Source organism: Sphingopyxis sp., assembly GCF_965279725.1.
Taxonomy (GTDB): domain Bacteria; phylum Pseudomonadota; class Alphaproteobacteria; order Sphingomonadales; family Sphingomonadaceae; genus Sphingopyxis.
Window position 1 is genome coordinate 283,052 of sequence record NZ_CBDIIL010000001.1, and the last position, 24,636, is coordinate 307,687.

Annotated in this window: 26 protein-coding genes, 1 tRNA gene and 2 pseudogenes; 12 read left to right on the top strand and 17 right to left on the bottom strand. The window is 63.4% G+C overall.

The window, feature by feature from the left end; translation table 11 throughout:
• The first annotated feature begins 171 nt into the window (after positions 1 to 171).
• Entirely contained in the window at positions 172 to 1,836 is a 1,665-nt protein-coding gene (leuA, locus tag ACQY6T_RS01375) for a 2-isopropylmalate synthase (RefSeq protein ID WP_428627549.1), read from the top strand.
• A gap of 7 nt (positions 1,837 to 1,843) precedes the next feature.
• Positions 1,844 to 2,385: pseudogene (locus ACQY6T_RS01380) on the top strand (GNAT family N-acetyltransferase).
• Positions 2,386 to 2,694: 309 nt separating this feature from the next.
• Here ACQY6T_RS01380 and ACQY6T_RS01385 read toward each other — a convergent pair.
• A complete protein-coding gene (locus tag ACQY6T_RS01385; RefSeq protein ID WP_428627552.1) occupies positions 2,695 to 4,479 on the bottom strand; it encodes an ATP-dependent nuclease in 1,785 nt (594 codons plus the stop codon).
• A 114-nt stretch (positions 4,480 to 4,593) separates the two neighbouring features.
• Here ACQY6T_RS01385 and ACQY6T_RS01390 point away from each other — a divergent pair, with 114 nt between their 5' ends.
• The 4 genes from ACQY6T_RS01390 to ACQY6T_RS01405 all read left to right on the top strand — a co-directional run bounded on the left by ACQY6T_RS01390 (position 4,594) and on the right by ACQY6T_RS01405 (position 6,318).
• Complete coding sequence (locus ACQY6T_RS01390) at positions 4,594 to 4,881, top strand: LysR family transcriptional regulator (RefSeq protein ID WP_428627554.1); 288 nt, start codon at positions 4,594 to 4,596, stop codon at positions 4,879 to 4,881.
• Positions 4,881 to 5,564, top strand: coding sequence for a hypothetical protein (locus ACQY6T_RS01395; RefSeq protein ID WP_428627557.1), 684 nt, complete (start codon positions 4,881 to 4,883; stop codon positions 5,562 to 5,564). The genes ACQY6T_RS01390 and ACQY6T_RS01395 overlap by 1 nt, the downstream gene beginning before the upstream one ends.
• 158 nt (positions 5,565 to 5,722) lie before the next feature.
• Complete coding sequence (locus ACQY6T_RS01400) at positions 5,723 to 6,088, top strand: hypothetical protein (protein ID WP_428627559.1); 366 nt, start codon at positions 5,723 to 5,725, stop codon at positions 6,086 to 6,088.
• Between the two features lie 8 nt (positions 6,089 to 6,096).
• A complete protein-coding gene (locus ACQY6T_RS01405) occupies positions 6,097 to 6,318 on the top strand; it encodes a hypothetical protein (RefSeq protein WP_428627562.1) in 222 nt (73 codons plus the stop codon).
• A 9-nt stretch (positions 6,319 to 6,327) separates the two neighbouring features.
• Here the strand turns inward: ACQY6T_RS01405 and ACQY6T_RS01410 are convergent, their stop codons facing one another.
• Positions 6,328 to 7,341, bottom strand: a complete 1,014-nt coding sequence (locus ACQY6T_RS01410; protein ID WP_428627565.1) for a GlxA family transcriptional regulator — start codon at positions 7,339 to 7,341, stop codon at positions 6,328 to 6,330.
• A gap of 126 nt (positions 7,342 to 7,467) precedes the next feature.
• Here ACQY6T_RS01410 and ACQY6T_RS01415 point away from each other — a divergent pair, with 126 nt between their 5' ends.
• The 4 genes from ACQY6T_RS01415 to ACQY6T_RS01430 all read left to right on the top strand — a co-directional run bounded on the left by ACQY6T_RS01415 (position 7,468) and on the right by ACQY6T_RS01430 (position 10,737).
• Positions 7,468 to 8,295 (top strand): alpha/beta fold hydrolase, encoded by an 828-nt coding sequence (locus ACQY6T_RS01415; protein ID WP_428627568.1) that lies wholly within the window; start codon positions 7,468 to 7,470, stop codon positions 8,293 to 8,295.
• A gap of 58 nt (positions 8,296 to 8,353) precedes the next feature.
• Positions 8,354 to 9,130 carry an SDR family NAD(P)-dependent oxidoreductase gene (locus tag ACQY6T_RS01420; protein ID WP_428627571.1) on the top strand — a complete coding sequence of 259 codons (777 nt, stop codon included), beginning with the start codon at positions 8,354 to 8,356 and terminating at the stop codon, positions 9,128 to 9,130.
• Positions 9,131 to 9,142: 12 nt separating this feature from the next.
• Entirely contained in the window at positions 9,143 to 9,640 is a 498-nt protein-coding gene (locus tag ACQY6T_RS01425; protein ID WP_428627573.1) for a hypothetical protein, read from the top strand.
• Between the two features lie 125 nt (positions 9,641 to 9,765).
• Positions 9,766 to 10,737, top strand: a complete 972-nt coding sequence (locus tag ACQY6T_RS01430; protein WP_428627576.1) for an NAD(P)H-dependent flavin oxidoreductase — start codon at positions 9,766 to 9,768, stop codon at positions 10,735 to 10,737.
• Here the strand turns inward: ACQY6T_RS01430 and ACQY6T_RS01435 are convergent.
• From ACQY6T_RS01435 to ACQY6T_RS01495, 13 genes are all read right to left on the bottom strand, one after another.
• On the bottom strand, positions 10,727 to 11,212 hold the full coding sequence (locus ACQY6T_RS01435) for an AHH domain-containing protein (protein WP_428627578.1): 486 nt from the start codon (positions 11,210 to 11,212) through the stop codon (positions 10,727 to 10,729). The two genes, ACQY6T_RS01430 and ACQY6T_RS01435, sit on opposite strands and share 11 nt — an antisense overlap.
• 2 nt (positions 11,213 to 11,214) lie before the next feature.
• On the bottom strand, positions 11,215 to 12,045 hold the full coding sequence (locus ACQY6T_RS01440) for a hypothetical protein (RefSeq protein WP_428627581.1): 831 nt from the start codon (positions 12,043 to 12,045) through the stop codon (positions 11,215 to 11,217).
• Between the two features lie 102 nt (positions 12,046 to 12,147).
• The gene (locus tag ACQY6T_RS01445; protein WP_428627582.1) at positions 12,148 to 14,109 is read right to left on the bottom strand and encodes a potassium transporter Kup; all 1,962 of its coding nucleotides are present in this window, start codon (positions 14,107 to 14,109) and stop codon (positions 12,148 to 12,150) included.
• 44 nt (positions 14,110 to 14,153) lie between these two features.
• Complete coding sequence (locus tag ACQY6T_RS01450; RefSeq protein ID WP_428627584.1) at positions 14,154 to 14,804, bottom strand: tetratricopeptide repeat protein; 651 nt, start codon at positions 14,802 to 14,804, stop codon at positions 14,154 to 14,156.
• A complete protein-coding gene (locus tag ACQY6T_RS01455) occupies positions 14,801 to 15,256 on the bottom strand; it encodes a cytochrome c-type biogenesis protein (protein WP_428627587.1) in 456 nt (151 codons plus the stop codon). Before ACQY6T_RS01455 ends, ACQY6T_RS01450 begins: the two co-directional genes overlap by 4 nt.
• A gap of 101 nt (positions 15,257 to 15,357) precedes the next feature.
• Complete coding sequence (locus ACQY6T_RS01460) at positions 15,358 to 15,888, bottom strand: redoxin family protein (RefSeq protein WP_428627589.1); 531 nt, start codon at positions 15,886 to 15,888, stop codon at positions 15,358 to 15,360.
• Positions 15,885 to 17,855 (bottom strand): heme lyase CcmF/NrfE family subunit, encoded by a 1,971-nt coding sequence (locus tag ACQY6T_RS01465; protein WP_428627592.1) that lies wholly within the window; start codon positions 17,853 to 17,855, stop codon positions 15,885 to 15,887. Before ACQY6T_RS01465 ends, ACQY6T_RS01460 begins: the two co-directional genes overlap by 4 nt.
• 127 nt (positions 17,856 to 17,982) lie before the next feature.
• Positions 17,983 to 18,420: a cytochrome c maturation protein CcmE gene (gene ccmE / locus ACQY6T_RS01470; RefSeq protein ID WP_428627593.1), complete on the bottom strand. Its 438-nt coding sequence runs from the start codon at positions 18,418 to 18,420 to the stop codon at positions 17,983 to 17,985.
• Positions 18,417 to 18,572 (bottom strand): hypothetical protein, encoded by a 156-nt coding sequence (locus tag ACQY6T_RS01475; protein WP_428627595.1) that lies wholly within the window; start codon positions 18,570 to 18,572, stop codon positions 18,417 to 18,419. The genes ccmE and ACQY6T_RS01475 overlap by 4 nt, the downstream gene beginning before the upstream one ends.
• The gene (gene ccmC / locus ACQY6T_RS01480) at positions 18,569 to 19,309 is read right to left on the bottom strand and encodes a heme ABC transporter permease CcmC (RefSeq protein ID WP_428627596.1); all 741 of its coding nucleotides are present in this window, start codon (positions 19,307 to 19,309) and stop codon (positions 18,569 to 18,571) included. The genes ACQY6T_RS01475 and ccmC overlap by 4 nt, the downstream gene beginning before the upstream one ends.
• Positions 19,310 to 19,402: 93 nt before the next feature.
• Complete coding sequence (locus tag ACQY6T_RS01485) at positions 19,403 to 19,756, bottom strand: YbaN family protein (RefSeq protein ID WP_428627598.1); 354 nt, start codon at positions 19,754 to 19,756, stop codon at positions 19,403 to 19,405.
• Between the two features lie 69 nt (positions 19,757 to 19,825).
• Positions 19,826 to 20,875 carry a Glu/Leu/Phe/Val family dehydrogenase gene (locus ACQY6T_RS01490; RefSeq protein WP_428627601.1) on the bottom strand — a complete coding sequence of 350 codons (1,050 nt, stop codon included), beginning with the start codon at positions 20,873 to 20,875 and terminating at the stop codon, positions 19,826 to 19,828.
• A gap of 97 nt (positions 20,876 to 20,972) precedes the next feature.
• Positions 20,973 to 21,049, bottom strand: a tRNA-His gene (locus ACQY6T_RS01495).
• 114 nt (positions 21,050 to 21,163) lie between these two features.
• On the opposite strand from ACQY6T_RS01495, the gene ACQY6T_RS01500 reads away from it, so the two are divergent.
• On the top strand, positions 21,164 to 21,844 hold the full coding sequence (locus ACQY6T_RS01500; RefSeq protein ID WP_428627604.1) for a prolyl hydroxylase family protein: 681 nt from the start codon (positions 21,164 to 21,166) through the stop codon (positions 21,842 to 21,844).
• Between the two features lie 128 nt (positions 21,845 to 21,972).
• Here ACQY6T_RS01500 and ACQY6T_RS01505 read toward each other — a convergent pair whose 3' ends face one another.
• Together ACQY6T_RS01505 and ACQY6T_RS01510 are read right to left on the bottom strand one after the other, a co-directional pair.
• Positions 21,973 to 22,347, bottom strand: coding sequence for an SIMPL domain-containing protein (locus ACQY6T_RS01505; RefSeq protein WP_428627606.1), 375 nt, complete (start codon positions 22,345 to 22,347; stop codon positions 21,973 to 21,975).
• Between the two features lie 52 nt (positions 22,348 to 22,399).
• Positions 22,400 to 22,930, bottom strand: a pseudogene (locus tag ACQY6T_RS01510) (SIMPL domain-containing protein); the annotation flags it as partial.
• On the opposite strand from ACQY6T_RS01510, the gene ACQY6T_RS01515 reads away from it, so the two are divergent.
• Positions 22,854 to 24,629, top strand: a complete 1,776-nt coding sequence (locus ACQY6T_RS01515) for an ABC-F family ATP-binding cassette domain-containing protein (RefSeq protein ID WP_428627609.1) — start codon at positions 22,854 to 22,856, stop codon at positions 24,627 to 24,629. The pseudogene ACQY6T_RS01510 and the gene ACQY6T_RS01515 sit on opposite strands and share 77 nt — an antisense overlap.
• The last annotated feature ends 7 nt before the right edge of the window (positions 24,630 to 24,636 follow it).

Below are 24,636 nucleotides of genomic sequence, written 5' to 3' on the forward strand. Positions count from 1 at the left end.
CCCCTTGCCAAGGGCGACATTTTGCATCACTAGGGCGGCCATGCGCGGCAACGCCCTTCTTCTTCTGCGACTTACACGCCCTTGGGCGTGACACTGGCTGCGCGTTAGTCGCGGCCACCCGCTCAAGGGTCCGATCGACATATTCGCAACCGACCAGCAGAAGACCATCCCATGACCATGCTCCGCGACCCTTCGGTCAAGTACAGCGCCTTTCCGCAAGTTCCGCTCGCGCACCGCGACTGGCCCACCCGCGTCACCACCGCCGCGCCGATCTGGCTGTCCACCGACATGCGCGACGGCAATCAGGCGCTGATCGACCCGATGGATGCCGAGAAAAAGGCGCGCTTCTTCGACCTCCTCTGCCGCATCGGCCTCAAGGAAATCGAGGTCGGCTTCCCCAGCGCCGGCGCCACCGAGTTCGACTTCATCTCCGGCCTCGTCCAGCACGGCCGCATCCCCGACGACGTCACCCCGCAGGTGCTCACCCAAAGCCGCGCCGACCTCATCCGCACCAGCTTCGACAGCCTCGCCGGCGCGAAAACCGCGATCGTCCACGTCTATAACGCGGTCAGCCCCGCCTGGCGCCGCATCGTGTTCGGCATGGAGATGCCCGAAATCAAGGCGATCGCGATCGAGGGCGCCAAGCAGCTGCGCGACAACGCCGCGCGCCTCCCCGGCACCGACTGGCGGTTCCAGTACAGCCCCGAAACCTTCTCGACCGCCGAACTCGATTTCAGCATCGAATGCTGCGCCGCGGTGATGGACATCCTCGCACCCACCGCCGACAAGCCGATCATCCTCAACCTGCCCGCGACGGTCGAGGCGGCGACCGCAAACATCTACGCCGACCAGATCGAATATTTCGCCAAGAACCTGCCAAACCGCGACCGCGCGCTGATATCCTTGCACACCCACAACGACCGCGGCACTGGCGTCGCGGCGGCCGAACTCGGCCTGCTCGCGGGCGCTGATCGCGTCGAGGGCTGCCTGTTCGGCAATGGCGAGCGCACCGGCAACACCTGCCTCGTCACCATCGCGCTCAATATGTACACGCAGGGGGTCGATCCCGGGCTCGACTTTTCGAACATCGACGAAGTCATCGCCACGGTCGAATATTGCAACCAGCTCCCCGTCCACCCGCGCCATCCCTATGGCGGTGAGCTCGTCTATACCGCCTTTTCGGGCAGCCATCAGGACGCGATCAAGAAAGGCTTCGCCGCGCGCGAACGCCAGAATGACGAACGCTGGGAAGTCCCTTATCTGCCTATCGACCCCGCCGACCTCGGCCGCAGCTATGAAGCGGTGATCCGCGTCAACAGCCAGTCGGGCAAGGGCGGCGTCGCCTGGGTGCTCGAACAGGACAAGGGGCTGAAACTGCCCAAGAAGATGCAGGCCAGCTTCAGCCATGTCGTGCAGGCGCTGGCGGATGAGACCAGCCGCGAGCTGACCGCCGACGACATCTGGGGCGCGTTCGAAACCGCGTACCTCAAGGTCGAGGCCAAGCGATTCCAGCTCGTCGACTGGTCCGAAAGCCATGCCGGCACCGACCGCATCTTTGCCGGCAAACTCACCATCGACGGCCAGCAACGCAGCGTCAGCGGCCGCGGCAACGGCCTGATGAGCAGCGTCATCGCCGCGCTCGCCGAATCCGGCGGCCCGGTCATGGACATCGTCGATTACAGCGAGCACGCGATCGGCCAGGGCAGCACCGCGCAAGCCGCCGCCTATGTCGAATGTCGCACCCCGGACGGCAAAAGCGTCTTCGGCTGCGGCCTAGACACCGACGTCGCGACCGCCAGCGTGCGCGCGATCCTGAGCGCCGCCAACGGCGCCTGACATCGGTATGACGCTCACCCACCGCCTCGCGCAGCCGTCGGACCTCGATGCGCTGCGCGCGGTGATGGCGCTCGCGATCGCCGAATTGCAAAGGGGCTTCCTCGACGACGCGCAGATCGCCGCCAGCCAGGCCGTCATGGGCCTCGACACCCAGCTGATCGCCGACGGCACTTATTTCGTGATCGAGGCCGAGGGTCAGATCGCGGGTTGCGGCGGCTGGTCGCACCGCGCGACGCTCTACGGCGGCGACCACGCCGCGAACTTGCGCGACCCCGCGCCGCTCAACCCTGCCACCGACGCCGCGCGGATCCGCGCCATGTACACCCCCACCCCGCCTTCGCAAGGCAGGGCGTCGGCCGCATGGTGATGGCGCTCTGCGAAGACGCCGCGCAGCAGGCCGGCTTCGCCCGCACCGAGCTGATGGCCACCCTATCCGGCGAACCCCTCTACCGCGCCTGCGGCTACACCCCGATCGAGCATGTCGAAGCGCCGGGTCCGAATGATGCCAGCGTGCCGTTGATCCGGATGGGCAAACACCTCAGCAGCTAGCCAATCCTCCCTGTGGCCGAAGGCCATGGGGAGGTGGCAGTCCAAAGGACTGACGGAGGGACTTTTAACGCTACGTCGCCGCCCCTCCACCCCTTGCTTCGCAAGCGGTCCCCCTCCCCATGCCTACGGCACAGGGAGGAACCTGATACGAAACGACCACCCAAAATCCTCCCTGTCGCGAAGCGATGGGGAGGGGGACCGCTCGCGAAGCGAGCGGTGGAGGGGGTGCGGGCTCAACCTCAACGTCGCGACGGCGAGTGTGCGGGGGGGCCTGTAGGCGGCTAAAGGGCGTGAATTGAGATGGACTACCTAATCACACTCAATTCCATTTGCTTTTCGAACAAATAATACCAAAGCCTCGACTTTCTGTCGCAAATCTAGCTGCGTTAGGTCCGGCGCGTTTTCGCAAACCTTACGGGCTACCCGGACCTTATCAATCTTTTCAACTAGTTGAGCAGACGCCCCGCGTCCAGATCCTGTGCGAAAGTAATGAAGAGCATGGTCGAACTGCCCGCCGCCCGAAGGCCGAACATAGCTTGGATATAGTGAACGGATCGCTTCGTGTAGTTTATCATGAGGAACGTAGCTTTCTATTTCCCGTCCCTTTGTCACCCAAGCGAACCCCGTTTTCTCTAACTCACTCGCAACCCTACGCTTGGTGTCGTTGATATGCGAGTGAGCGGACTTCTTGTCGCTGTCTATCACGATTGCCAAATTTCGGTTCAAATTACGCAGCGAAATAAATTCCTTAATCTCGCTGTCCTCCGCCGAGAGATGGTTTAGCAATCTACCACCGTAGAACATTATCGAATAGTGTAGCCCTTCCTCAAGTTCTGGCGCCAAACAATTTATCCAATGCTGCAAATATATTCGATCAGACGGCCCCTCGACCCATATCACTACATTAGATTGAAGAATGTCGGAAGCTCTATGACCTAGATCAGAACATATCTCAAATTTTTGTTGTTTTGAAACAGCTTTCCCGATTCGCGTTGCTCCCTCTTCTTGCCATACACGAAAAATTGCTGCCTTTGGCATATCGATAAATGTCGCAGAATGCGTAGCAATGAAGTACTGATTATTTGTATTTTCTTCAAGATATTCAATTAACTTTCTTTGCAAAATCGGATGAAGATGCAACTCAGGCTCTTCGAGACAGATTATTCTGTCGTCATAGACCGTGCAGAATGCCGCCAACATAATTACCTGTTGAATGCCTGTCCCTAAGCTATCGAGCGGCAGTATTCTCCCATCCATATGAACGAGAACATGCTCTCGAGAGTGCGGTACTTCTATCCTTGCCTCCGGCCTTCCGGTCACGGTTCGAACAAATTCATTAATTTTATCAAATACTTCTGTGTCTTCTCGCCTATCTACGTTTGGATTCTGTAGCTTTGCGAGACGCACGACGAGTCCAGCGCCGCTAGTATCGGATAATCCCTCTCCTTCTGGGCCAATCTTCCGAAACGCTGGAATAAGGTGAACTGGAGGGATCGGAGGATTGGCCAGCGCCCCTATCACTCCTATCGTTTCTGGAGCCCAAGACCTGACGTCGCCTCCACGCATGTGCGTCAAATGGTTCCAAAGCGTCGCCAATTCGCTATTGTGAATTGCCGATATGAGGTTCGCTGCATCGTTTTCAGTCAAGCACGTTGGCGCGCCATTGAAGGGAGGAGAGTTTTCCACCCAAATATATCCGTCACGTGCCATCCATTTGATGACCTTATCGCCGTATGGCACGATCGCGGCGTTCTGCTTCACCGCTGGCAGCTTTTTAAATCGCTCAAAAACGACTCTGTCTGGGGCACCTATGCGTATCCGAAAATCGCCAGCTTTTGCCGATCTATTGGAATCCAAAGGGCTACTGCTAATTGATCTCCGACCGCTTTGATCAGGATAGATCGGTAAATACCGATGGATAAGATCAAGTATCGTTGATTTACCCGCATTGTTCGGGCCGATGAAGAAATTGAAGCGCCCAAAATCTCGCGCCTCTTGTATCTCATTGTCGATACCTCGAAAATTTTTTACCGCCAAAGCATTCAGATAGACTGACAATTGAGCACTCCTGCTTTCACGGCGAGTGGCCGACATCCGAGACTGAACACTCCTATGCACTGGCGACGTCAAGTCTAACAAAAAACTCTTTCCTACATTTTACCCATATGGTTCACTCTATCGGTTTCCCAAACCGAAAAGGACGAATCGATGGACGATACCGACGATTACCCCGCCTTCCTCCCCGCTCCCGCCAGCTATCACTGGACCCCCAAACTCCAGCGCGACTTTCTCGAAAGCCTCGCCACCACCGGCTCGGTCAAAATCGCCGCGGCAAAGGTCGGCATGTCGCCGTCCGCCGTCTATCAGCTCAAGCACCGCGCCGCGGGCGCTGCGTTCAAGCTGGGCTGCGCCGCGGCGGTGCTGTCGCGCGCGGGCGGCTGGTCGACGAGCTGCTCGATCGCGCGATCTGGGGCTATGACGAAACCGCCGAGCTGATGCGCGAAGAGGGGCGCAGCTTTGCCAAGCGCCGCCGCCTAGATTCGCGCCTTGGCCTCGCGATGCTCGCGCGGCTCGACAAGATGGTCGAAACGCCCGCAGAGGCCGGGGAGGATATGCTGGCGCAGCTGATTGCGGGCGACTGGCCGGGCTTCCTGTCGCTGTTCGACGCCGCCGCCGCGCACGATGCAAACGGCGCGGACGACGCCGACGGCCAGCCCGCCCCGCTCACCACCGCGCTCGCGCTCTGGCTGACCGGCCGCGACAACCGCGCCAACCCGCTCGCCGCGCTGTGGCAGGACAGTACAATCGCGAGTGAAGTTGCGCAGATTTCCGCCGATCTCGGTGCCGACGGCGAAACCGAGGAAACCCCCGAACAGGCCGCCGCCGCGATGACCGTGTGGTACGACGACCACGCCGACGACTGGCGCACCGACTTTCCGCCGCCCGCCGATTTTTGGGGGCATGAGGAAGGCCAATTCGGCGACCGCGCCTATGCCCGCGCGCTCGATGACGAAGAGCTGGAAGTGTACGAAAACCTGCGCGCGGTCGACGTCACCCCGCTGCTGATCGCGGGAGAGACCGCGCGCCGCGCCTTCTTTGCCCTGCTCGATCCCGCCAATGATGCCGAAGCCGATCATGTGGGCGCGCGGGCCTGTTCGGGCCAGCGGGCGCGCCGGTGAGCGGCGGCGGTGCGCGGCCGCGATCCTGCACCGGCGGCGCCGCCTTACAATCGCCGCGCTGCGCCCCCATATAGGCATCATCGCGGTACCGATGGTCTTGAGCCGCCGCGGCTGAGAGACCTGCGCGCTCCCGCTTACCCGAACAGGAGCCGCGCCCGATGAACAGCCGATCGAAACCCGTCAATCCGCCGGTCCGCAAGGCACCCGCCGCCGCGGTCGCGCCGCCGGTCAGCGCCGCAGGCTCTGACGCATCCGATGACGCCGCACCGGCCCGCGCGCGGACCAACAATCATTTCCGCAAGCGCAGCGCGCCGCTCGCGCGCGACGATGCCAAACGCCAGGGCGACATCAGCCAGCTCGCCTTCCTGACGATGGGTGGCCGCGATCCCGCGGTCGAATTTCTCAACACCGAAAACGCCGAACTCGGCGGCCGTCCGCTCACCCTCGCCACCGCCAGCGCCGAGGGATATGAACAGGTCGCGACCATGATCCGTTCGATGGCGCCCAACCGCAGCTCGGAATGAGCCGCGCAATGAACGTCACGCTGGGCGAGGCCGAGGTGACGGCGCTGTGCAAAAGTGCGGGGGTCGCGATCAGCGCGATCGAACCGCTCCCCGCCGGCGGGACCCGCCTGATCTGCATCTCGCCGATCGGCGCCGACAAGATGCGCAAAAAGCTGAAAAAACATCTGATCGAAGGCACCGTCACCCGCCACCGCTTCTACCGCGCGCCGGGGTCGGAGGGCGGCTATTAGGGCGTGGGCCTAGGCGACTTCGGCCAAGGATTGCGGGGTTGAAAAGCGCTGGCGATATTCATGCGGTGACAGGCCGATGATGCGGTGGAACAATTTGCGGAACGCCGCCGCATCCTCATATCCGACCCCCCACGCGATCTGGTCGACGGTGCGGCGGGTGAATTCCAGCAGCTCGCGCGCCTTGCCGACGCGCAGGTGCTGGACATATTCGACTGGGGTCATGCCGGTGGCGGCCTTGAACCGCCGCTGGAACGTCCGCTCCTCCATCCCCGCCTCGCTGGCCATGGCAGGGACGGCAATCGGCCCGGGTCCGCGCGCCTGCAACCAGTGCTGCACCCGCAAAATCGCCTCGTCGCCATGCGTCAGTTTCGGGGCAAAGCTCGCGTAGTTTTTCTGCTCACGCCCGCTCGGGTCGATCAACAGAAAACGCGCGGTCTCCATCATCACCGTTGGCCCGAGCAGCCGTTCGACGATGCGGAGCCCCAGGTCGGTCCACGCCATCAGCCCACCCGCCGTCACAATGTCGCCGTCATCGATCACCATCCGGTCAGCCTCCAGCCGCACATCGGGAAAGCGGGTGCGGAACTGCTCGGCAAAGAACCAGTGCGTCGTCGCCGGCCGGCCGGCGAGCAAGCCCGTCGCCGCCAAGGCAAACGCCCCGCCGCAATTCGACGCCAGCACCGTGCCATGGGCGTGCCGATCGAGCAGCCAGCGCGCATAAGGCTCGACCTCGCCCGGTTCGAGCAGCTTGTGCAAACTGCCGGGTGCAATCAGCACCGCGGGACTGTTCCCCGCCGGTTCGCCAGGATGGCTGTCAAAGCAGCGCGCAAAACCGCCGCCGTCCTGCAACCGCCAATGGCTGACCCGGATCGGCGCCCGGCCATGCTGGACCGCGAACCGCCCGGCGATGTCGAACAGGTCGGTGATGCCGTGCACCATGCCCATCTGGCAGTCGGGATAGATCATCATCCCGACCTCGATCAGCGGCACAGTCGCCGCGTCGGGCACCTTCAGCTTGGGCATATCGCCTCCTTTGTCGGATTTGCCCCGCATAATGTCGTGTCCGCCAATCCCATGCAAGTCCGGTCCGGCCTAGATAGGTGTCATCGGGACGGACACCCCGCCCTTCGAAACGAAAGGAACCACGCCATGACCACGATCACCACCCAGGACGGCACCCACATCTTCTACAAGGACTGGGGTCCGAAGGACGGCCAGCCGATCATCTTCTCCCACGGCTGGCCGCTCAGCGCCGACGCCTGGGACGCTCAGCTGGTCTATTTCGGCAATCAGGGCTTCCGCACCATCGCCCACGACCGCCGCAGCCATGGCCGCTCGGACCAGGTCTGGACGGGCAACAATATGGATCAATATGCCGACGATCTGGCCGAACTGATCGAACAACTCGACCTGAAGGACGTCATCCTCGTCGGCCACTCGACCGGCGGCGGCGAAGTCACCCGCTATATCGGCCGCCACGGCACGGAGCGGGTCGCCAAGATTGCACTGATCGGCGCGGTGCCGCCGCTGATGCTCAAAACCGAAGCCAACCCCGGCGGCCTACCGATCGACGTCTTCGACGGTATCCGCAAAGGCACGTTCGACAACCGGCCACAGTTTTTCAAGGACCTGACCCTGCCCTTCTACGGCTACAACCGTGATGGCGCGCCGGTGTCCGAAGCGGTACGCGACGACTTTGTGCGGCAGGGCATGAACGGCGGTCTCAAAGGCCTGCTCGACAGCATCCGCGCTTTTTCGGAAAGCGACTTCAACGACGACCTCAAAAAATTCGACGTCCCGACGCTCGTTCTCCACGGCGACGATGATCAGATCGTGCCGATCGGCGCCGCGGCGCTCTCGACCGTCAAGATCGTCAAACAGGCGGTGCTCAAAGTCTATGCAGGCGGCAGCCACGGCCTGACCGTGACCGAGCAGGATCGATTCAACGCCGATCTTCTCGATTTCATCAACAGCTGATACAAACGAGGCGCGGTCCTGGGGGGCTGCGCCTCCTCCATCCAAAGGGAGACGTATGATGACCAAGCAGACGATTCTCGTCACCGGCGCATCCGACGGCATCGGCGCCGTCTATGCCGACCGCCTCGCCCGCCGTGGGTACGATCTGATCCTCGTCGCGCGCCGCGCCGACAAACTCGCCGCCCTTGCCGACCAGCTGCGCAGCGATACCGGCGTATCGATTGATGTCATCGCCGCTGATCTCGCCAACCCCGACGACCTCGCGCGCGTCGAAACCCGCCTGCGGACCGATGATGCGATCACCGGCCTGATCAACAACGCCGGCATTGCAGGCGAGACCAGCTTCGTCGAAGCCGACCCCGCGCATCTCAGCGGGATGATCGACCTCAACATCGTCGCGGTGACGCGCCTGTCGGCCGCCATTGCACCGCGGCTTGCGGCCAAGGGCGTCGGCGCGATCGTCAACATTACTTCGGTCACCGCGTTGATGCCCGACGGCTTCACCGCCGTGTATCCGGCCAGCAAGGCCTATGTCCTCGCCTTTACCGAAGCGCTCCAGGTCGAACTGGGCGCCAAAGGCGTCCGCGTTCAGGCGGTGCTGCCCGGCATCACCCGCACTGCGATCTGGGATGAGGCACAGCTCGCCAACATCCCCGCCGAAATGGTGATGGACGTGAACGACATGGTCGACGCCGCGCTCGCCGGTTTCGACCATGGCGAGACGGTTACGATCCCCGCGCTCCCCGACATGGCCGACTACGACGCCTATATCACGGCGCGCACCGCGCTCCGTCCCAACCTCTCGCTGGCGCGCCCCGCGCCGCGCTATCTGTAAAGGAGGCGTGCCATGATCCTCGGTTTGACCATCCCGCAATTCACCGCGCTCCATGTCGCGATCAGCCTTGTCGGCATCGCCGCGGGTCTGATCGCCCTCCCCGCCTTTGCGCGTGGTCGTATCCTGCCCCGCACGACCGGCATCTTCCTGTGGACGACGCTGCTCACCAGCCTGACCGGCTTCCTGTTCCCGATCGTCGCCTTCACCCCCGCGCTCGGCTTCGGAATCCTCTCGACGCTGATCCTCGTCGCAACCTTCTGGGCCTGGTATGGCCGCAAGCTCGTCGGCAGCGCCGCCACCATCTACGCAGTCACCGCAACCCTCGCGCTCTACCTCAACCTGTTCGTGCTGGTGGTGCAGTCGTTCCTGAAAGTGCCTGCGCTCAATGCGCTGGCCCCAAATGGAACCGAACCGCCCTTCGCCATCGCCCAAGGCGCACTGTTGATCGCCATGGTCGGCCTCGGCTATCTGGCGTTGAAGGCGGCCCGCCGCCGAACCGCTGCCGCCTGATCACCACCAAAGCTAACAGCAAGGGCGGCTTCGGTCGCCCTTGTCGTTTCAACACCGCCAACCCCTCTTGCACGACCTTCCGTTTACGTTAAGGTCAGTTTCAAACTGCTACCGGAGAGTGATTCATGGCCCTGCCCCCGATTTTCGACCGCCTGCGCCTGCCCGTCATCGGCTCGCCCTTGTTCATCGTGTCGGGGCCGGAACTTGTCATCGCCCAGTGCAAGGCGGGGGTTGTTGGCAGCTTTCCCGCACTCAATGCGCGGCCGCAGACGTTGCTCGACGAATGGCTGCACCAGATCACCGAAGAGCTTGCCGCGTGGGACCGCGCCAATCCCGACCGGCTGTCGGCACCCTATGCGGTCAACCAGATCGTCCATAAATCGAACGACCGGCTGGAACAGGACATCGCGACTTGCGCGAAATGGAAGGTGCCGATCACCATCACCTCGCTCGGCGCGCGCGAGGAACTCAACCAAGCGGTGCACAGCTGGGGCGGCATCACGCTCCACGACGTCATCGACGATCGTTTCGCGCGCAAGGCGGTCGAAAAGGGTGCCGACGGCCTGATCCCCGTCGCCGCCGGAGCCGGCGGCCATGCCGGCCGCCAATCGCCCTTCGCGCTGGTGCAGGAAATCCGCGAATGGTTCGACGGCCCCGTCGCGCTGTCGGGTGCGATCGGGCATGGCCGCTCGGTCCTCGCCGCGCAGGCGTGCGGCGCCGACCTCGCCTATATCGGCAGCGCCTTTATCGCCACTGCCGAAGCCAATGCCGACCAGGCCTATAAGGACGGCATCGTCGAGGGCCGCGCGGGCGACATCGTCTATTCGAACCTGTTCACCGGCGTCCACGGCAATTACCTGCGCCAATCGATCGTCGCCGCGGGGATGGACCCCGACAACCTCCCCGAAGGCGACCTCAAGACAATGAATTTCGGATCGGGTGGCAACACCAAGGTCAAGGCGTGGAAGGACATCTGGGGATCGGGCCAAGGCATCGGCCCGGTCAGCGCAGTACGCCCGGTCGCCGAATTTGTCTCTGAACTCGAAGCCCAATATCTGGCCGCGCGCCGCGAACTCGAAGCGAAAGTCAGACTGTAACGCCACCGAACAACCGCTCGATCGCCTCGTCCAGATAGGGCCGATCGACAAACAGTCGCATCGGATCGCGGCGGTTGAGCCAGAACCCGGCACCGTGCCGGTCGGTGAGCGCGCGCCGCGTCGTATCCTGAAGCAGGCGCAGGCGCATCACGGCGGTTCGCCGCGCGGCGCGTAGATCGGCGGGGGCGTGCAGCGCAAAATGCCCACGAATCCGCTCCACCCGCGCCGCCACCACATCGCTATAGCCCTGATGCGGTCCGCGATGGAGCGCATGACCAGACAAAAGCGCCGCATCTTCGCATGCGGGAAGCAGCAGCCCGTTGCGACGAAAATGTTCGAGCGCAAAGCCTTCGACCTGCAACGCGTCGAACATGGCGGCCATCTGGGTCCGATGGAGCAACGCGATCGGAATGAGGTGGTGGCGCTGAAAGCCGGGCTGCGGCGGCGGCGCACCGTGCCAGCCGCGGCGCGGCATTATCAATCGCGGCCGAACTCGACAACCACGGTCGATCGCTGGCCGCCAACGATCGGCGATGGCAACAGTTCGATCCATTCGCCGGATTCCAGCCCGCGCATGGTGCGTTCGTGGTGGACCGGACCGTTGATCATCATGTCGAGCGCCAGCCGCGACAGCCGCCGCACCATCTCTGCCACCGTCCAGCCTTCAGGAATTCGCGCTTGCAGTTCCTGGCCCGCAAACAAAGCGAGTCCCCGCGTTGCCATACAAACCCCCGCATCGCTCTCGCGGCGACGAAACGCGACCAAGTGCAGCACCGGCGGCATCCCGCTGGCCAGCATCTCGGCGATGGAGGCGCGGAACTGCGGGGCGTCGGACCAAAGCCGCGCCGGCGACCAGAAAATATGGCTGGCGTCGAACAGGTCGATCAGCAGGACCATCATCTTGAAGAATTCGCGCATTCGCGTCGGCTGTTCGATCGGCGTCGCCGACTGGTCGTCACGTTCAGGAACGAACATCCAGCAATTCGCGCGCGCGCGCCAGTCCCGCGGCAGGCTCGCCGCCAGCAGACTGGTCGATGGGTGATCGGGATCGGCGGTATCCAGTGCAGCATCGTCGGCGCGGCCCGCCAAGACCGATATCGCACCAAATTGCAGGCGAAACCGCGGCGCCGCGATCAGTGCCGCGGCACCAGATCGGTCATCGTCGACCCGTTCGGGCCGCAGCCCCATATGCCGCAGCGCCATTTCCAGAGCATCGGCGGAATTACCGCGAACCGCAGCGCCAACGATCATCGCAAAGGGTTCCGGTGGTACCGGCAGGATCAGAGCGTCTGTTTTGCCCACACCCATATCGCTGGCCGACCTCCACCGGTTCGCGCTTGCATCGCAAGACTGCCCGCAATGTTCAAACGCTTAATCGAACATGTCGGTAAGTTAATCGTCCGGCCGCGATTAGATCGCGACCTGGCTGCCCAATTCGACGACACGGTTTGTCGGCAGACGGAAATATTCCATTGCGCTTTCCGAATTGCGCAACATCCACGCGAACAGCTTTTCGCGCCAGATCGGCATTCCCGGTTTGCTCGCCGCGATCAACGTCTGGCGCGACAGGAAAAAGCTCGTCTCGATCATCTTGAATTCGCCGCCGCAGCTCGTCACCCGCCTCAGCGCGTCGGGTACATCGACCGGCTGCATAAAGCCGTAATTCAGGATCAACCGGTGGAATCCCTGCCCCAGGTCTTCGAGCGCGCAGTGATTTTCCTCGCGCACGAACGGCACGTCGGCGACCTTGATCGTCAACAGGATAATCCGGTGGTGCAGCACCTTGTTGTGTTTGAGATTATGGAGCAGCGCATGCGGTACACCGTCGCTGCTTGACGTCATGAACACCGCGGTCCCCGGCACCCGCGTCGCGCTGTTCGCTGCCGATTTGACGAACACCGGGATCGGCATGGCGCCCTCCGCCATTTCCTGCTGCATCAGTTTGCGGCCGCGCGACCAGGTGGTGAGCATGGTGAAGATAATCAGGCCGATCGCCAGCGGTACCCAGCCGCCGTCGGGGACCTTGATCAGATTGGCGCCGAAATAAGCGATGTCGACGATGAAAAAGACCGCGAGCAGCGGCAACGCCTTCCACGCGGGCCATTTCCACAGGGTGAAAAGCACGACCGACAGCAAACAGGTATCGATAAACATCGCGCCGGTCACCGCGATGCCATAGGCCGCCGCCAGGTTGCTCGACGATCCGAAGAACAGCACCAGAATGATGACCATGATCATCAGGAACCAGTTGACCACCGGGATGTAGATTTGCCCCGCCGCCGACGCGCTGGTGTGCTCGACGCGCAGGCGCGGGATAAAGCCGAGCTGGATCGCTTGCTGGGTCAGCGAGAACGCACCCGAAATCACCGCCTGGCTGGCAATGATCGTCGCCAGGATCGCGAGGATCACGACCGGCACCTGCCACGCGTCGGGCATCATGAGGAAAAATGGATCCTGGATCAGCCCGAGCCGCGATCCCACCTCGGCCTCAAGCACCATGGCGCCCTGCCCCATATAGTTGAGCATCAACGCCGGGAGCACAAAGGCGAGCCAGCTGATCCCGATCGGCCCGCGACCGAAATGCCCCATATCGGCATAGAGCGCCTCAGCGCCGGTCACGGCCAGCACGACGGCCCCGAGCGCGATAAACGCCGTATAGCCGTCAACGTAGAAGAAATTAAGTGCGTTTAGCGGATTGATGGTCGCCAGAATGATCGTTGGATGGTCGACGATATGCATCACCCCCAACGTCGCCAGCATCAGGAAGTAGCACAGCATGATCGGACCGAATAACGCCCCGACCTTCGCCGTTCCGCGCGACTGGATCGCAAACAATCCGATCAGGATCGCTAGCGCGATGGGCACGATATAGGGCTCGAACCCCTTGTTGACGTAGCTCAATCCCTCGGTCGCCGAGAGTACCGACATCGCCGGGGTAATCATGCTGTCGCCATAAAACAGTGCCGTCGCGAACACCCCGAGCAGAATGATCGGCCAGGTCCAGCGCTTCTCGCCCGACGATCGGCTGATCAGCGCAAGCAGCGCCAGGCTGCCGCCCTCGCCCTTGTTGTCGGCCTTCATGATCGTCAGCACATATTTGAAGGTGACGACCAGCATCATCGACCAAAAGACCAAGCTGAGCACGCCATAGATGTGCACTTGGTCGGCATCGATCGAGTGATGCCCGGCAAAGGTTTCGCGAAATGCGTACAGCGGGCTGGTGCCAATGTCACCGAACACGACGCCAACCGCGCCGACAGCCAGCTTCAGCTTGCCATCGCTGGCATGGCCCTGGCCATAATGGCCGGCGTTGGCGGCGGTCGGCACGACGCTTTCAGCGCCGCCCGCCGCGGTTGGCGACTCAGCAGTCATCGCCAGCCATTAGACGAGCGGACGCCATTGGAATAGCGTCCATATCACGGGGTTTGTCCCGTCGTGGGCGGCAACTGCGGCCCCAGCGCCTGTCGCAGCTGCGCCAGCCGAGTTTCGAGGTCGCCTCGCCACGGTGCATCGGCTGGGCTCCGCGCGAGCAATTGGCTCCACACCGCCTCCGCCCCCTTCAAATCGCCGCCCTGCGCCAAGGCAAGGCCGGCGAAGAAGGGCGGCGCAGGATGCGTCGGGTCGCGGCGCGCCGCTTCGTCGAACGCGAGAGCGGCAGCCGGAGACATCATGCCGCCGCTATGCGCCGCCAGCGCATTGCCCAGCCCGACCCACAGATCGACATTATCCGGATATTTCTCCAGTCCCTTCTCAAGCGTTTGCGCGGCAAGCTCAGTCTTCCCGGTGCGCGCGAACCCGTCGGACATGCCGAGCCACTGCGCCGCCGGGCCGAAACGATCGGCCATCCCCTGGCGCTGATCGCTGAGCGCTTCACCGAACCCGTCGGGTTCCTTCGACGCGGTCACCGGCTTGCCCGGCAATGTCGGACTGCCCTGCAGCGCATAGCCCGCGAGCCCCAGCATCACGGCAGCACCCGCCAGCGGACGCGCCGCGGCGGGAAGTTTGCCGAGCACGAACATCCCGGCGATCGTCAGCACCGCCACCAGCATGACCCACAACCAGATCAAACGCCGTCCTCCGCATCGTCGCTCGCGCCGCGCCGAAAGCGCCCAAATGCCAGCCAGCCGCCAAGCAGCAGGAACAGCAGCGGCCCTAGCCACAAAAAGGCCGTCGCACCGTCGAACGGCGGATCATAACTGACCCAATTGCCATAGCGGGCAACGAGCCAGCTTTTGATTTCCTCCGGGCTTTCGCCGGCGGCAATCTTGCTGCGGACTTCGTGCCGCATATCGCCTGCGAGCGGGGCGTCGCTGTCGGCGATCGACTGGCCCTGACAGACCAGGCAGCGCAATTCCTCCATCAACGCCTTCGCGCGCGCCTCTTTCGCCGGATCGCGCAGCTGTTCATAAGCGTAGGGCGCGGGCGGCAAGCGGTCTTGTGCGGTGACGGGCAAACCAAGACCAAATGAGAAGAGTGCGAACAAAAAAGCCACCGCGCCCCCGCGCAGGCAGCGGCGCATCTCCCGCCATCTCATCGCCAAACTACCCGTCGCTTGGTAACGTGCCGTGCGGAGATGGGCCCCTGCTTGCGCAGGAGCGCGGAAGCGTTGAACCGCGTCCGTCACTTCATCGCCTCCAGCTTGGCGACGATTTCGGGCACCTGTTCGGCCAAAATCACACCCTGGATCTGTTCGCGAATGATGCCCTTGCCGTCGATCAGAAAGGTTTCCGGCACCCCCGACGACCCGAGTGCGATCTGGACACTACTCTGCATGTCGGCACCGATGCGATCGAACGGGTTGCCGACTTCGCGCAGGAACATCGCAACATCGTCGGGTCGATCGCGGATCGCGATGCCGTCGATCGGGACGCCTGCGGCCTGCAAAGCTTCCAATTGCGGCGCCTCGGCACGGCATGGCACGCACCAGCTAGCGAACACATTGACCAGCCGCGGCCTGCCGTCGGCCAACTGGCTGCTCTTCAGGCCCTCAACGCCCGCGGTTGCCGGCGGCAGGTCGAACAGCGGCATCGGCTTGTCGATCCACTGCGACTGGATCAGCTTTTCCCCCGGCACCGTCAGCCGATAGACGAAGGCGCCGAACAACAACCCCATGATCGCCAGCGGGATAAAAAGAACCCAACGGTTTTTCATGGCGCGAAACGCTCCTGCGACTTGCGATGCCGCCGCGAACGCCAGATCGTCAACAATTGCGCGCGGCCAAGCAGCGACAGCGCCGCACCGATCGCGATCAGCGCGCCGCCCAGCCATATCCACCACACCAGCGGCTTCCACCACAGGCGGATCTGATACCGGTCGGCACGGCCATCATCGCTCGTCACTGGCTGACCCAGCACCGCGTAAAGCTGACCGCCGGGCCGCGTCAGCAGCGCCGCTTCGTTGGTCTCGACCGGCGCGGTCCCCATCAGGCCGGGGAAGGTTCGTGCCTCGGGCCGCAACGTAAAGGATTTGCCCGCCGATGTCGTCGCCACTAGCGTCCCCTCGATCGCGGTATAGTTCGGCCCTGCGATCGGTTTCACGCCGGCAAATTTCACCGCGAAATCACCAACCTTGATGATATCGCCCGGCGCCGCGGCCACCAGCCGTTCCTTGATGAAGGCGCTTTCGGCGCCCATTCCCGCGAGCGCGACGGCAACGCCGAAATGCGCGATGACCATGCCCCAGGTCGGCAGCGGGGTGCGAAGCAGGTTGCGCCCCCACAAGGGCGCCAGGCTCGCGACGGCAACAATTCCAGCGACGGTCATGCCGAGCAGCGGCAGGATGCCGACCTGCCCACCGAACAGGATGAGCGCCAATAACACCGCCACGCCCGCAAAGATTGCCAAAGGCAGGCGCGACCACAGCTTCTTGCCGTCATCCTTGCGCCAGCTGAGCAACGGCCCCGCCACCATCACCAGACAGAGCGCGAGCGCCAGCGGCCCCGCGACGCGGTTATAATAGGGCGGTCCGACCGAAATCTTCTCGCCCATCGCCTCGGCAACGATCGGATATAATGTGCCGAGCAAAACAAGCGCCAGGATCGTCGTCAGCAGCAGGTTGTTGATAACCAGCGCGCCTTCGCGGCTGAGCAGGGCGAATTTCTTGCCCTCGGCCACGCTGCCCGCACGCAAAGCGAACAGCGTCAGCGCGCCGCCGATATAAATCGCCATCAGCACCAGCAGGAATGTCCCCCGCTCGGGGTCGACCGCGAAACTATGGACGCTGGTCAGCAGGCCCGACCGCACAATGAAAGTGCCGACCATCGACATCGAAAAACCGATCACCGCCAACATGACCGTCCACGCGCGCAGGGCATTGCGGGTCGCGGTCACCGCCACCGAATGGAGCAAGGCGGCGCCCGCCAGCCACGGGATCAGCGAGACATTCTCGACCGGATCCCAGAACCACCAGCCGCCCCAGCCCAGTTCATAATAGGCCCAATAACTGCCCGCGGTGATGCCCAGCGTCAGGAAGATCCAGCTGAACAGCACCCATGGCCGCATCGCGCGGGCAAACGCAGGCCCGATCTCGCGCGTGATCAGCGCGCCAACGGCAAAGCTGAAAGCGACCGACAATCCGACGTAACCGACGTAAAGTGTCGGCGGGTGGAACGCGAGCCCGATGTCCTGGAGCAACGGGTTCAATCCCTGCCCGTCGGGCGGCGCCACCGGCAACCGGTTGAACGGGTTCGACGAGAAGATCAAAAAGGCAAAGAAACCAAGCCCCAGCGCCGCCTGCGCACTCAAGGTCGCGATCAGCGTATCCTCGCGCAGCCGCTTTTCGAACAGCGCGATCAGCGCCCCCGACAGCGACAGGATCGTCAGCCACAGCAGCATCGATCCTTCGTGATTGCCCCACGTCCCGGCGATTTTGAAAATCATCGGTTTCAGGCTGTTGCTGTTGCGCGCGACCAGTTCGACCGACATGTCCGATCGCACGAACAACGCGATCAGCAGGCCGAACGCCGTCGCGGTCAGCACACCCTGCGCGATACTCGCCGGCCGCACGAGCGCCGCAAGATCCTTCGGTCCGCCACGAAGGAACAGCGTCCCCGCGACCAGCGACAGGCAAGCGAGCGCTGCGGCGATCCACAGCAAGGCAAGGCCAAGTTCGGCGATCACGTGTTCATCGTCCCGACCGACGCACCAAAAAATTCGTCATTGCGAGCGAAGCGAAGCAATCCAGAGCGGCGCAAGGCAGCCCCTGGATTGCTTCGCTTCGCTCGCAATGACGACCAAGGGAAACTGCTCATGCCTTGGGCGCCATCTTCATATTCTTCGGCATGTCACCCATCTGTGGCGGCATATAGCGCTCATCATGCTTCGCCAGAATACGGTCGGCGACGAAAATGCCGTCGGCGCGCATCCGGCCGTCGGCGACCATGCCCGACTCCTCACCGAACAAGTCCGGGACGATGCCCTTATATTCGACCGGAACCGACGCCTTGCCGTCGGTTGCCACAAAGTGGATTGTCAGCCCGTCGGTTTGCCGCTTGATGCTGCCCGCTGCGACCATGCCGCCCAGCCGCATCGGCTCGCCGATCGTGGCTTTGCCGCCCTCGATCTCGACGGGCGTACGAAAATAGGCCGCCTCATCGCGCAGCGCGCTTGCCGCGAGCACGCCTGCGCCTGCCACCCCCACCAGCGCAACCATCGCCAAAACCAGTCGTTGATGCTTCGCTTTCACGGGCGGTCCCGCCGCAACGCGTCGCTGCGTCGCTCGGCTTCTACCATCGCGCGCCAGCTCCACCACAGCACCGCACCCGTCAACAGCAAGGTCAATCCATAGGCCGCCGCAACATAGGCCCATTGGCCGCTGCCGCTGATTACCCCCGTCACGCCATTGCCCCCTCATCGTCGGCCAGCCGCCGCAACCGCGCCGCAACGCGGTTGTCGGCGATGATCCGCCGCATTCGCATCAGCACAATGGCGCCGAATAGCAGCGAAAAGCCGAGCAAGGTCAAGCCCAAAGGCCATAGCAATGCATTGTCGATGCTCGATCCGCGCAGCGTGATGCTCGGCCCTTGGTGCAGGCTATTCCACCACACGACGCTGCGGTTGATGATCGGGATATTGATCGCGCCGACCAGCGCATAGATCGCCGCGCCGCGCGACAAAGACCCGGCCTGCCGCTGTCCGTCTTCGCCGTTGCTCAGCGCGATAAATCCAGCGTAAAGAAACAAGAGGACCAGCATCGACGTCATCCGCCCATCCCATTCCCACCAGGTTCCCCAGGTCGGCTTGCCCCATATCGATCCGGTGGCCAGGCACAGCGCGGTGAACAGCATGCCCGGCACGGCAATCGCGCGCGCCGCGATGCCCGACAAAGGGTGGCGCCACACCAGCTGGACCAGCCCGGCAAGCGCCAGCGACGTCCAACCGCCCATGCCGAGCCAGGCGGCCGGCACATGGACGTACAGAATCCGCGCCGTCTCACCCTGCTTATAGTCGCCCGGCACCTGCGTCAGGCCCGCCCACGCACCCGCCAGAACGAACAGCAGGCCGACACCGAGCAACCACGGCGTCAGCGGCTTGGCAATCGCCAGAAAACGGGTCGGATTGGCATAAGCATGCATCGGTCGCGTCCTTAGGGGAGCCCGGCTCGAGGGTCCAGCAATTTGCCCGATGCGACCCGGTCGATGCCCCTCATGCCACGCGGCGGGAGCAGGTCAACCCTCCGGCCGCGTCCAGATCCAGCTACCCGTCACGACCGCGGCGATAATCGGCGCCATCATCCACGGCCAAGGCGCAAACAACAGCGCCAGCACGATGCTGAACGCAAAGGCGATGCTTGCCGCGATCTTGCCCTTGCGGCTGATCGCGCCCTTCTCGCGCCATGCGACGATGTGGTGACCGAATTGGGGGTGGGAGAGCAGCCACGCCTCGAGCCGCGGCGACGAGCGCGCAAAGCAGAACGCGGCGAGGATGACGAACGGCACCGTGGGCAGCAGCGGCAAAAACGCGCCGATGGCGCCCAGCGCGAGCGACAGCCAGCCTCCGACCAAATAGAAATGCCGCTTCATTGCGTGGGGGGCTTAGCGGAAATTGCCAACAACTAAACCCCTCCCTTTCAGGGGAGGGGTTCAATGGAACTACCCCCGCCCGATCAGCTTCTGCGCCATGCGGTCGGCAACCGCCGACGCCGGGGTGCCGCTAGCCTTGCTCTCGGCCCAGATTTCGGCCAGCCGCCCGGGGATCATATGGATGCGGCTCTCGACTTCCTCGCGGCTGCCCTGCCCCAGATATTCCAGCGCGACGTTGATGATGCCGCCGGCATTGATCACATAGTCGGGGGCATAGGTGATGCCGCGATCATGGATGCGCTGGCCATCGGCGGCGGTCGCCAGCTGGTTGTTGGCACCGCCCGCGACGATCGGTACGCGCAGTTTGTCGATGCTGCGTTCGGTCAGAATTGCGCCCAGCGCATTCGGGCTGAGCACATCGGCTTCAATTTCCATGATCGCCGCCGAATCGGCAAGATCCGCGCCCAATTCTTCGGCAAGTTGTTTGGCGCGCGCCAGATTGACATCGGCCAACGTCAGCTTTGCGCCCTCGGCCGCCAGCCGCCGCGCGACGCCGCCGCCGACGCTGCCGACGCCCTGCACCGCGACATGCACGCCCTTGGCACTGTCGGCGCCCAGACCCTGCTTGATCGCGGCCTTGATGCCCAGATAGACCCCCAGCGCGGTCAATGGGCCGGGATCGCCGCCCGCTTCGCCGCTGGCCACCGGCAGGCCGCTGACATGTTTGGTATGCTTGGAAATCGCCACCATGTCGGCGTCGGACATCCCGACATCCTCGGCGGTCACATAAGCGCCGCCCAGCGATTCGACCGCACGACCGAACGCCGCGAGCAGTTCAGGGGTCTTCGCCGCGCCCTCGTCGGCCAGAATCACGCCCTTGCCGCCGCCCATCGGCAGCCCAGCCATCGCATTTTTATAGCTCATGCCGCGCGACAGGCGCAGCGCGTCGGTGATTGCCGCTGCGCGCTGCGGATAATGCCAATATCGCACTCCTCCAGCGCCGGGGCCGAGGTGCGTCGAGTGGACCGCGATGACGGCGGTCAGCCCGCTGGCGCGATCGCGGAACATGTGGACATGCTCATGATCGTCGAAATCGGCGAAATCCCAGACTGCGGACATGGACTCATCCTCGCGATAAAAAATTACGTCTGGACGTAATAATGCAACAGGCACGACGAGTCACGCCAAAAGCCGCACAACCGCAATGTTAGGGAAATGGGGCGATTGACGGGTCTTGAACCCGCGACCTCCGGTACCACAAACCGGCGCTCTAACCAACTGAGCTACAATCGCCACACATGCGATGAGGACGCCCGAAAGCAGCCTCGACAGCGCGCGGCGAATAGGCGCGGCGGCCCCGGTTCGTCAAGCATTGTTCGCACATACTTCCCTGCTAAAAGGCGCGCCATGGCTGAAAATGATTTTGTCGATATGGCGACCTCGGGTGCCGACCGCTCCGCGGCGCGGCTTGCCGCGGTTCCCCGCATCCGCCGTGCGCCGACGCCCAAGCTCGAACAATATATGCTGTCCGGCTTTCTCGACGCCGAAACCTGTGCTGGATTGATCGCGCAGATCGACCGCGATGTGCGCCCCTCGACAATCGCAGACCCGAACGGCGACACGGCCTTCCGCACCAGCACCACCTGCGATCTCGACCACCGCGATCCGCTGGTCATCGCGATCAACAATCGCCTCCACGACCTCACCGGCATCCCGCTCGCATATGGCGAACCGATGCAGGGTCAGCGCTACGACATAGGGCAGGAATTCAAGGCGCACACCGATTACTTCGACCCGCATGGCGCCGACTGGGAAACCTATTGCGCGATTCCGGGGCAGCGCAGCTGGACGTTGATGATCTATCTCAACGAACCCGGTGCGGGCGGCGCGACGCGCTTTCTGGCGACCGGCAAGCTGCACCAACCCGCAACGGGCAAGCTGCTCGCATGGAACAACGTTCGCGCCGACGGCACCGTCAACCCCGACACGCTCCATCACGGGATGAAGGTGCGCAAGGGGCGCAAGTATATCATCACCAAATGGTTCCGCGAACGGCCGTGGCCGTGGGCGGAGGGCGAGTTGGGGTAAACCCACCCATAACCCGTTCATGTCGAGCGAAGTCGAGACACCCATCGCGGGCGCGCGTCATCACAGTGTCTCGACTTCGCTCGACACGAACGCAAGGTGGGAGCCGGCGTCAGCCGACTCCCACTATATTACCGCACCAACCGATACTGGAAATTCAGCGTCAGCGTATTGCCAACCTGCCCCGGCTCGATCGGCGTCGCTTTGGCGGACCCGGCATCCATCGCCATACGCACCATCGGCATCGGCGGGTTCGGACCGAAGCTGCCGCCTTCGCTCAGCGACACCAGTTCGGCGGCGCGGAAGCCGGTCAGGCGCGCATAGTCCTGCGCCTTGGCTTCGGCCGCCTTGATCGCGGTGCCGCGCGCGCCGACCAGCTGCGCGTCCGGATCCTTCATGCCAAATGACGGCCCGTCGATATTCGTGCCGCCCGCGGCAACCAGCGCATCGAGCAGCGGGCCGATGTCGGCGATGTTCGACGTGGTTGCGCGGACCGTGTTGCTCACCCTGATAGCCCAGAAAGCGCGGCGGCTGACCATTGCCTTGGTTGTTATAATCATATTGCGGCGACAGGCTGATGCCGCTGGTCTGAATGTCATCGGCATTGATCCCGCGCTTCTTCGCCGCGGCGATCAGCTTGTCCATTGCGGCGGCGTTCAGGCGCATCGCCTCGACCGCGGTCGGTGCGGTTGTCGTCACCCCGGCGCCGACAGTCGCCTGATCGGGGCGCGAGCGCACTTCTTCGCTGACCGAAAAGGCCAGGATCGGTCCCTGCGTTGTCGCTGCGGTCACCGTCGATCCTCCCTGCTGCGCGAAAGCGGGCGCGGCCGCCATCAAAGCCATTCCGGCTGCCATAACGGTGAACAATTGCTTCGTCATTTCATTCTCCTGTCGGCCGGACCCCGGCCATTTCCGATTTCCAGCCCGTAACGCAGACGGACTGAACCCGTTCCAGCCTTTGCGCGCACGGCGCTTGCATGATGCTGAACGTGACGGTAGCGCGCCGTTCATCATGGCAGCTCCCATTCTTTCATATGAAGGCCTTGGCCTTGTGCAGGGCAGCGGCTGGCTGTTCCAGGATCTCGACATCTATGTCGGTGAACGAGACCGGCTGGCGCTGATCGGCCGCAATGGCGCGGGCAAGACGACGCTGCTCAAACTGCTGGCGGGACAGATCGACCCCGATAAGGGCAAGCGAGTCATCGTCCCCGGCACCCACGTCGTGATGCTCGAACAGGAACCCGATTTCTCGCGCTTCGACACTTTGATGGACTTCGCCGTCGCTGCACCCGACGCCCCCGAAGCCTATGAAGTCGAAGCCATCGCCGACCAGCTCGGCATCGACATGCGCCGCACCGCCGCCAGCGCCTCGGGCGGCGAACGCCGCCGCGCCGCGCTTGCCCGCGCGCTCGCGCAGAATCCTGACGTGCTGCTGCTCGACGAGCCGACCAACCACCTCGATCTCGCCGCGATCGACTGGCTCGAAAGCTGGCTCGCGCGCTACACCGGCGCCTTCGTCGCGATCAGCCACGACCGCACCTTCCTCACCCGCCTGACCCGCCAGACCTTGTGGCTCGACCGCGGCAGCATCCGCCGCAAGGACATCGGCTTCGGCGGTTTCGAGGAATGGAGCGACGCGATCGCCGCCGAGGAAGCGCGCGCCGCGCAGCGCCTCGATTCGAAACTGCGGCTCGAGGCGCACTGGCTCGAACGCGGCGTCACCGCGCGCCGCAAGCGCAATCAGGGACGGCTCGAAAAGCTCAAGGAAATGCGCGCCACCCGCGCCGCGATGATCGGCGGCCCCGGCGTCGCCAAACTCGGCCTCGCCAACGACGATGTCCGTTCGAAATCGGTGATCGTCGCCGAGGGCGTGTCGAAAAGCTTTGGCGACCGGATCATCATCAAGTACTTCGATTTTCGCGTCCAGCGCGGCGACCGCATCGGCATCGTCGGCGCCAATGGCGCGGGCAAATCGACCCTGCTCAAGCTGCTGACCGGCGAAATCCAGCCCGACAAGGGCAAGATCACCCTCGCCCCCACCCTCGACGGCATCGTCATCGACCAGCAACGCAGCCTGATGTCGCCCGACAAGACCGTCCGCGACATCCTCGCTGATGGCGGCGACTGGGTCGAGGTGCGCGGGGTCAAAAAGCACATCCAGGGTTACCTCAAGGAATTCCTGTTCGATCCCGGCGTCATGGAGGCCAGCGTTGGCGCGCTGTCGGGCGGCGAACGCTCGCGCCTTCTACTCGCGCGCGAATTCGCCCGCGAATCGAACCTGCTCGTGCTCGACGAGCCGACCAACGACCTCGACCTCGAAACGCTCGACCTGCTCCAGGAAGTCATCGCCGACTATGCCGGCACCGTGCTGCTGGTCAGCCACGACCGCGATTTCCTCGACCGCACCGTCACCGTGACCCTCGGCCTCGACGGTTCGGGCAAAGTCGACATCGTCGCGGGCGGTTACGCCGATTGGGAGGCCAAGCGGACCAAGCCGAACGCAGCCAAAGCCAAGGCATCCAGCGCCGCCGCACCGCCCCCGCCAACCGCGCGCAAAAAGCTCACCTATAAAGATCAGCGCGACTATGATCTGCTGCCAGCGCGGATCGAGGCGATCGAGGCGGAGATGGCTGCGGCGGAAACGGAATTGTCGGACGGCACTTTGTTCACGCGCGACCATGCAAAATTCACTATGCTGACGGGCAAGCTGGAAAAGCTGCGCGAGGAAAAAGCCGCGGCGGAAGATCGCTGGCTGGAACTGGCAGAAGAGATTGAATCGCTTAGCTAAGTCTTGG

What these genes read in the sequence shown, in the direction of transcription:
- leuA (WP_428627549.1), top strand. Translation starts at nt 172, where the DNA reads ATGACCATGCTCCGCGACCCTTCGGTCAAGTACAGCGCCTTTCCGCAA.
- ACQY6T_RS01385 (WP_428627552.1), bottom strand. Translation starts at nt 4,479, where the DNA reads ATGTCGGCCACTCGCCGTGAAAGCAGGAGTGCTCAATTGTCAGTCTAT.
- ACQY6T_RS01390 (WP_428627554.1), top strand. Translation starts at nt 4,594, where the DNA reads ATGGACGATACCGACGATTACCCCGCCTTCCTCCCCGCTCCCGCCAGC.
- ACQY6T_RS01395 (WP_428627557.1), top strand. Translation starts at nt 4,881, where the DNA reads ATGCGCGAAGAGGGGCGCAGCTTTGCCAAGCGCCGCCGCCTAGATTCG.
- ACQY6T_RS01400 (WP_428627559.1), top strand. Translation starts at nt 5,723, where the DNA reads ATGAACAGCCGATCGAAACCCGTCAATCCGCCGGTCCGCAAGGCACCC.
- ACQY6T_RS01405 (WP_428627562.1), top strand. Translation starts at nt 6,097, where the DNA reads ATGAACGTCACGCTGGGCGAGGCCGAGGTGACGGCGCTGTGCAAAAGT.
- ACQY6T_RS01410 (WP_428627565.1), bottom strand. Translation starts at nt 7,341, where the DNA reads ATGCCCAAGCTGAAGGTGCCCGACGCGGCGACTGTGCCGCTGATCGAG.
- ACQY6T_RS01415 (WP_428627568.1), top strand. Translation starts at nt 7,468, where the DNA reads ATGACCACGATCACCACCCAGGACGGCACCCACATCTTCTACAAGGAC.
- ACQY6T_RS01420 (WP_428627571.1), top strand. Translation starts at nt 8,354, where the DNA reads ATGACCAAGCAGACGATTCTCGTCACCGGCGCATCCGACGGCATCGGC.
- ACQY6T_RS01425 (WP_428627573.1), top strand. Translation starts at nt 9,143, where the DNA reads ATGATCCTCGGTTTGACCATCCCGCAATTCACCGCGCTCCATGTCGCG.
- ACQY6T_RS01430 (WP_428627576.1), top strand. Translation starts at nt 9,766, where the DNA reads ATGGCCCTGCCCCCGATTTTCGACCGCCTGCGCCTGCCCGTCATCGGC.
- ACQY6T_RS01435 (WP_428627578.1), bottom strand. Translation starts at nt 11,212, where the DNA reads ATGCCGCGCCGCGGCTGGCACGGTGCGCCGCCGCCGCAGCCCGGCTTT.
- ACQY6T_RS01440 (WP_428627581.1), bottom strand. Translation starts at nt 12,045, where the DNA reads ATGGGTGTGGGCAAAACAGACGCTCTGATCCTGCCGGTACCACCGGAA.
- ACQY6T_RS01445 (WP_428627582.1), bottom strand. Translation starts at nt 14,109, where the DNA reads ATGACTGCTGAGTCGCCAACCGCGGCGGGCGGCGCTGAAAGCGTCGTG.
- ACQY6T_RS01455 (WP_428627587.1), bottom strand. Translation starts at nt 15,256, where the DNA reads ATGCGCCGCTGCCTGCGCGGGGGCGCGGTGGCTTTTTTGTTCGCACTC.
- ACQY6T_RS01460 (WP_428627589.1), bottom strand. Translation starts at nt 15,888, where the DNA reads ATGAAAAACCGTTGGGTTCTTTTTATCCCGCTGGCGATCATGGGGTTG.
- ccmC (WP_428627596.1), bottom strand. Translation starts at nt 19,309, where the DNA reads ATGCATGCTTATGCCAATCCGACCCGTTTTCTGGCGATTGCCAAGCCG.
- ACQY6T_RS01485 (WP_428627598.1), bottom strand. Translation starts at nt 19,756, where the DNA reads ATGAAGCGGCATTTCTATTTGGTCGGAGGCTGGCTGTCGCTCGCGCTG.
- ACQY6T_RS01490 (WP_428627601.1), bottom strand. Translation starts at nt 20,875, where the DNA reads ATGTCCGCAGTCTGGGATTTCGCCGATTTCGACGATCATGAGCATGTC.
- ACQY6T_RS01500 (WP_428627604.1), top strand. Translation starts at nt 21,164, where the DNA reads ATGGCTGAAAATGATTTTGTCGATATGGCGACCTCGGGTGCCGACCGC.
- ACQY6T_RS01515 (WP_428627609.1), top strand. Translation starts at nt 22,854, where the DNA reads ATGGCAGCTCCCATTCTTTCATATGAAGGCCTTGGCCTTGTGCAGGGC.